This window comes from Vibrio mimicus CAIM 602 (assembly GCF_000338875.1).
In the GTDB taxonomy this organism is placed as follows: domain Bacteria; phylum Pseudomonadota; class Gammaproteobacteria; order Enterobacterales; family Vibrionaceae; genus Vibrio; species Vibrio mimicus.
This window is the reverse complement of record NZ_AOMO01000060.1, coordinates 1-6,043: the sequence shown is the minus strand read 5'-3', so window position 1 is coordinate 6,043 and position 6,043 is coordinate 1. Positions and strand designations below refer to the sequence as shown.

The window sequence follows — 6,043 nt, the reverse complement described above, 5'->3', positions numbered from 1 at the left end:
AACCTCGCGCAGACTCAAAACCAATGAGGCAATGACTCAGAATTTACAGCGCCAGACACGTTGCCGCTTCATTAGGCAGCGAAAAACAATATTGAATTGCCGACAAAAAATGAACGAAATGCCAAAGGAACCGACAAGCACAACCTACTGATTTTTATGGATTAAGCATAACGCCCGCCTAAGGGGCTGGCAACGCACGACCACTAAACTCAAACGCAACAGCCGTAACCACCGCGGCTCAATAGGACTGGAAACGCCAAGCGTTGACAGTCCCTCTTGAGGCGTTTGTTATGCTTAAGCTTCAACACTTTACTGTTGCACCAACCCAAGAATAACCTAATGAAATCATTGACTAAACTTCGAGTTTTCTTGAATTAGAACTGACTCAAATTTTACCTATGAACTGACCAATGCAGAGTTTCATTTAACAAATGAGCAAATGTGGAAACCCTCTCCGACAAACTCACTCACCACACATTGGCACGACAACTCAATGAGGCAATAACACTGAAACGTATAGCGACAAACATATTGCCGTTTCATTAGGCAGCGCAAAACAATGCTCAATTGCTGACAGACTTTAAGCCCATAAGTAAAGGCACCAGACTGCTCAAAGCGACTTGAGCCAACAATGCTAACCTCGCGCAGACTCAAAAAACCAATGAGGCAATAACTCAGAATTTACAGCGCCAAATGCATTGCCGTTTCATTAGACAGCGAAAAACAATATTGAATTGCCGACAAAACCTGAACGAAATGCCAAAGAAATCGACAAACACAACCTACTGATTTTTATGGATTAAGCATAACGCCCGCCTAAGGGGCTGGCAACGCATAACTCAAAACTCAAACACAACAACCGTAACCACTGCGGCTCATTGGGACTGGGAACGCCACGCGTTGACAGTCCCTCTTGAGGCGTTTGTTATGGCGCAATTCTCAAGTTAGGCCACATAGCCAACCAACCCTTTGACTTTACTCGATTTTCGAAGGTTCCATATGCTCGTTTAGGATTATGTGTGATGAATCCTTGAAATAAACTCTCGAAACCAAAGGCTGATATACATTCGTAACGATCGTTCTCGACTTTTCTTACTGCTACCGCCGTTTCTTTTTCAGGCCAATAGCTCATTGCATCCAATGTACTTTGGTAAGGATTGTCGCCATTTTGTAAGTGCATCTTGGCTTGATTTTTCACTTGCCAATTGAGTTGGGGCATTTGCTCCGACAACTTGAGTTCAAGTAATTTTTCATAATCTGAATCTAAACAATCGGCATCGAAGAAAATGACATCAATGTCGTTTAATGGCGTCAGTGTTACGTTGTGATGTAAAGAGTCCCAAACAAGGTTTCGCACAAAACCTGCGGCTATGTAGCATTGAGGCAATTCAAGCTGGCAAACACATTCCAGTGCTTCAAGTCGAATGGGATCTTTTCTAATTAAATCAACGATGGCTTTCATTTTCACCTTGCGCCATAACGCCCGCCTAAGGGGTTGGCAACGCATTACCACTAAACCCAAACACAACAACCATAACCACCGCGGCTCAATGGGATTGGAAACGCCACGCGTTGACAATCCCTCTTGAGGCGCTTGTTATGAATCATTTAGCTTGATATAAACCACCTGTTTTGGCTCCCCAACCTTAGTGCAGTCTTCATCAATTTGATCAGCTAACGCATCACCATAGTTATCACGAATATAGGAAAGTACTTCGGGGCGACTAAATGTTGAGGAACCTTTAGATTCACCATAAGAGACTTTTCCATAGTCAAATTTTACAGCTCCATATTTTTGTAAAAGAGGTTTAATTTCTTCTTTTAGTAACTTTTCTTGATTAAGAAGAGCTTTGATTTGACGTTTTAATTCAATTAATTCATGAGCTAATTGTTCGATTTCTCTATCGTTTTCCATAACCTAACCTTTTCTCTTAACGTTGAATTCCTGATGATTCATAACGCCCTGTTAAGGGGTGAGCAACGCTATACCGAAGCAGCCGCAAACCACCTTAATCACTTAAACCAACGCATAGTGAAAATGCCACGCGTTGCGAATCCCTCTTGAACAGTTTGTTATACAAATTCTACGTCATCATCTTCTAACAACGACTCTTTGGCTTCAAATTCATCTTTGTTATACAGATCATCAAAAGACTTATTTACTTTTCTTGCAGCCATCGGACCTCGGAATGAACTTTCACTAACAGCCTCTATAATTGCAGAACGAGACTCTTGGTTTAATTCAACAAAGCTCCCCCACTCTAGCGCTAAGTCCTGATACAAGCGATATGGAAATCTAGTTTCATAAAAAGTACCATCGGAACGAATTAACGCTGCACCAGAACGATTTACAATACTTCCGCCTTTACCCGGTATTTCCTTGACATCTACAATATCTGCGGAGCGAAGCAAATCATCCCAAGTACAATTAGATAAGATAATATGGTGGTAGTCTTGTATTTCAATAGAGCGAACAAAGTCAATCAACCTGCGAAACCTAATTGCACCACTCGCAGTGAGCCTTAGATCGGGAGTTTGTATAGAACTCATTACTGCTGCTTTCAAGTCTGCAATTTGATTAGCAAAATAATCAATTCTCTTTCGTTCAGCTTCTTTATTTCTTTGTTCATGTAACAACCGTTGAAATAGGGATGACCATTGAGTACTTAAATATTGATTGATGTCCTCTACTTTTGAAAAACCATTAACACTATTACCCTCTGTTCTGTGCCTTAGGAAATTAATAAACTCAAAAATATATTTTGCACTTTCAGGTTTTTCAATTGAAGGGAACTTTATATGGTCTATAGCTTCACTATTTTTATTAGTTTCGTACACTAAGTGATCGTGAAGAACTCGATCATCTACAAAAGTAAAAACTGGAATATTATCTTCAATTGCCTTACAAATCTCCAATTGTGTTACGGAGAGTTTTTCTTTCATTTGAAGCACACTGGTACTCTTACTCTTTTCATTCAGCGCGTCAAAATCGATGCCATCAAATGCAGCAGGAACTCCTTTACCGCCAAATCGAGAACCTATTATTAAGACGACCACATCACAACCAGACACTTCTTGGATACAGCTCTTGTGGGTATGCTCTCGTGGATCATATAGTACTTCCATATAGTCACTCATCACTGGGTCATGACCCAGTTGCTTCACGTAACTGCGTACTTGTGACCTAACTATACTCAAGTCGTAACAAGTTGAAGAAACAAATACTTTTAACCTAGCCATTTATTTACTAACTCCCAATTTTCTGATTTGTATAACGCCCGCCTAAGGGGCTGGCAACGCATTAACACTAAACTCAAACACAACAGCCGTAACCACCGCGGCTCATTGGGACTGGTAACGCCACGCGTTGACAGTCCCTCTTGAGGCGTTTGTTATGCCAAAAGTACTCGCTTCATCAACTGCGTACTATCACCATAACTGTTACACACTTCTTGCTCTACACTTGTAAATCCCTGTTTTTGCCAGAATTGCATCGAATTCTGAACAGAAACTAGCAAGATTTCTTTGTAGCCTGAAGCTGTCGCAACATTCACTAAATGCTCAATCATTTTTGAGCCAATACCTTTACCAAACGTATGATTGGATACTGCTAAATCGTGAAGGAATAAAATTGAGCCTTCCGTGCCTTTCGGTAATTTATTGAACAATTTCGGAGGCATTCTGCTATTCCAAGAATGCGCTAACAAATACCCCATCAATTGTTCATCATCTCGGTAGGTAAAACAGCTACTTGGCGATCTTAGCCACTTATCCCTCAATACTTCTAGGCTCTCTGGTTCAATCAAATGATAGACTTCTGCTTGTAGTTTCAATATCTCAGACCAAGTGGTTTCCACGATAGATTCTATTGACATACTTCGACCTAAAATACTTTGGGCATAACGCCCAATTAAGGTGTGAGGCACACAATACCGATGCTGCCGCATACCACCATAGTCACTAAAATCAACGCATAGTAAAAATGCCACGCGTGCCGAATCACTCTTAAATTGTTTGTTATGTGCGATCTTAGTTATCGTCTAGTTTACAAAAGTAACTATCAAGATGATGTGCAATTTCCATTTGAAACTCAGGTCGTACGCACAACATTATTTGCCTCTCACTACCATTTTTATCAAAGAACAGAGACAAACCACTTTCATACGGTACAAAATTACTACCAAGGAAACGCATAACGTCACCCCTTTCATAATTAATGTTTCTATAATCTCTGAAACTACGAACAACTTTGTAGCACTGGCCCGCTTTCAGGACACCATACTCACTCTGTAGATAATCTCGGTCCACAAATTTACCTTTATTACAAATAGTCGCATAAATCCGTTATTCAATTTCCTCTTGCAATTACATGCTCGATGTCAAATGTAATAACAGAACGAATAAGGCCACTTTAATGCGTAGTTAACATCCTTTTCGCTTAGCACATAACGCCCGCCTAAGGGGCTGGCAACGCACAACAACTAAACTCAAACACAGCAACCGAAACCACAACAGCTCATTGGGACTGGATACGCCACGCGTTGACAGTCCCTCTTGAGGCGTTTGTTAGCTTCGTAGCCTATTGTTTAACAATGATTTTTAACACGTTTTTGTGAAAGGCATTTTACGCAAAAGCATCACTCAAACACACGTCCAACGCCAAAAGCTGTGAAGTTAGCGGCCAAAACTTAAAACGATCTAGGCTAAGTTGGCCACGGTTAAGAGTCCGCGACAAAGAAAGCCAGATCACAGCGATGATGCAGCCTTTTGTGAAACCAAACTTTCCGTGTGGAACATCCAACAAAATTGAAGCATCGAGGTTTGATGACTTTCTGCAACTTTGAAGCTGCGGAACGTTCAACTCTTTCTACCAAATCAGCATCAAGCAAAACTCAAATGCTAAATTGTGCAATTTGAACTCTAAAAGCTGATTTTTCACAACAAATGAGCTTAGATTTTGATGATTTTAGCCTTTAAGAAGCTAACGCCCGCCTAAGGGGCTGGCAACGCATTAACACTAAACTCAAACACAACAACCGAAACCACCGCGACTCAATGGGACTGGAAACGCCACGCGTTGACAGTCCCTCTTGAGGCGTTTGTTATGTTGCACTACTCACTTGATTAGGTCATACACCTCACTAGCAATAAACGGCCTAGAAATATTAGCCTTTAGTTCTTCCAACTTAACTGGGTCAATACCATCTGGCTGCTGTGCCATGTAAGGGTAAATAGGTACTTGGTCTTTTATAAACTTCTGGATTCTGAGAGGCTCCATGGAAAGTTCTTTTTCAAATAGTTCCGCTTTGGGCTGCAAACATTGATTAAAAGCATGCTGCGATAAGTAGCTAATAACCTGGAGCTTTTCTTTATTCTCTAAAGTTTTAAGCCAGTCTGAACTTGGAAAAAACCTGCTACCTTCCGATGCTTGTTCAAAACACAAACTCCGCTGATTAATTAACTCGTTATATGTATCGCTGAGTCCGTCATCTTGAACATTACTTGCGCACCCAACAACAAATAAAGCAGCAAAACTACTTAGCAGCTTCACTGACGCACTTCCAAAACTTTTGCTCTTTCCCATAGGTAAACAACTCTTCTTGCTTTGCTAAGTTATAAACTTGATTGCGTAAAATTGGATTAATTGAAGCCATAGCTTGTCCAAACTCATCCCAGTGATAATCGTATATATCTTGGGCAACTTGAGAAATTCCACCACCATTTGTTTTGAATATCTCAAGAATCGGGCTAGTCACCATAAAAGTGGCTAAATAATTAGCCAAATCAACCTTGTAATCGATAATTTTCAATGTCGATTTTGACCGAAGTGATAGTCGCAATCCTTCGATAGAGCAGTAGTCTCTTAATGACATTTGGTTTTCCTACCAATCGCTAAGTGGTTATTTCTAGCAAAAGGCATGTACATTTAATGTTAAAAGATAATCAATATTTATGAAATCTGGAGCGTGATCACCATACTCGGCAACATAACGCCGCGTTAAGGGGTGCAGGCACGCACTACAAAAGCTACCGCACAGCGACT

Annotated in this window: 9 protein-coding genes; all 9 read right to left on the bottom strand. The window is 40.7% G+C overall.

The genetic code is table 11. The features are described from left to right. Positions 1-420: 420 nt before the first annotated feature. Positions 421-654 carry a DUF3709 domain-containing protein gene (locus D908_RS23060; RefSeq protein WP_005526591.1) on the bottom strand — a complete coding sequence of 78 codons (234 nt, stop codon included), beginning with the start codon at positions 652-654 and terminating at the stop codon, positions 421-423. A 271-nt stretch (positions 655-925) separates the two neighbouring features. Further along, positions 926-1,462, bottom strand: coding sequence for a nucleotidyltransferase family protein (locus D908_RS03785; RefSeq protein ID WP_005526589.1), 537 nt, complete (start codon positions 1,460-1,462; stop codon positions 926-928). Positions 1,463-1,597: 135 nt separating this feature from the next. Next, positions 1,598-1,915: a hypothetical protein gene (locus D908_RS03790; protein ID WP_000426606.1), complete on the bottom strand. Its 318-nt coding sequence runs from the start codon at positions 1,913-1,915 to the stop codon at positions 1,598-1,600. A gap of 158 nt (positions 1,916-2,073) precedes the next feature. After that, the gene (locus tag D908_RS03795) at positions 2,074-3,240 is read right to left on the bottom strand and encodes a DUF4062 domain-containing protein (protein ID WP_032467713.1); all 1,167 of its coding nucleotides are present in this window, start codon (positions 3,238-3,240) and stop codon (positions 2,074-2,076) included. Between the two features lie 152 nt (positions 3,241-3,392). Beyond that, the gene (locus D908_RS0119850; protein WP_032467712.1) at positions 3,393-3,875 is read right to left on the bottom strand and encodes a GNAT family N-acetyltransferase; all 483 of its coding nucleotides are present in this window, start codon (positions 3,873-3,875) and stop codon (positions 3,393-3,395) included. A 154-nt stretch (positions 3,876-4,029) separates the two neighbouring features. After that, positions 4,030-4,308: a DUF3601 domain-containing protein gene (locus D908_RS03800; protein WP_005526581.1), complete on the bottom strand. Its 279-nt coding sequence runs from the start codon at positions 4,306-4,308 to the stop codon at positions 4,030-4,032. A gap of 316 nt (positions 4,309-4,624) precedes the next feature. Beyond that, positions 4,625-4,807: a DUF645 family protein gene (locus tag D908_RS20770; RefSeq protein WP_082321043.1), complete on the bottom strand. Its 183-nt coding sequence runs from the start codon at positions 4,805-4,807 to the stop codon at positions 4,625-4,627. 309 nt (positions 4,808-5,116) lie between these two features. Then, positions 5,117-5,584 (bottom strand): hypothetical protein, encoded by a 468-nt coding sequence (locus D908_RS03805; protein WP_032467711.1) that lies wholly within the window; start codon positions 5,582-5,584, stop codon positions 5,117-5,119. Continuing rightward, complete coding sequence (locus D908_RS03810) at positions 5,535-5,873, bottom strand: hypothetical protein (protein ID WP_000058397.1); 339 nt, start codon at positions 5,871-5,873, stop codon at positions 5,535-5,537. The genes D908_RS03805 and D908_RS03810 overlap by 50 nt, the downstream gene beginning before the upstream one ends. Positions 5,874-6,043 lie beyond the last annotated feature (170 nt).

Excerpts from the sequence above, each read along its gene's own strand:
- D908_RS03785 (WP_005526589.1), bottom strand. The coding sequence starts at position 1,462 with ATGAAAGCCATCGTTGATTTAATTAGAAAAGATCCCATTCGACTTGAA.
- D908_RS03790 (WP_000426606.1), bottom strand. The coding sequence starts at position 1,915 with ATGGAAAACGATAGAGAAATCGAACAATTAGCTCATGAATTAATTGAA.
- D908_RS03795 (WP_032467713.1), bottom strand. The coding sequence starts at position 3,240 with ATGGCTAGGTTAAAAGTATTTGTTTCTTCAACTTGTTACGACTTGAGT.
- D908_RS0119850 (WP_032467712.1), bottom strand. The coding sequence starts at position 3,875 with ATGTCAATAGAATCTATCGTGGAAACCACTTGGTCTGAGATATTGAAA.
- D908_RS03805 (WP_032467711.1), bottom strand. The coding sequence starts at position 5,584 with ATGGGAAAGAGCAAAAGTTTTGGAAGTGCGTCAGTGAAGCTGCTAAGT.
- D908_RS03810 (WP_000058397.1), bottom strand. The coding sequence starts at position 5,873 with ATGTCATTAAGAGACTACTGCTCTATCGAAGGATTGCGACTATCACTT.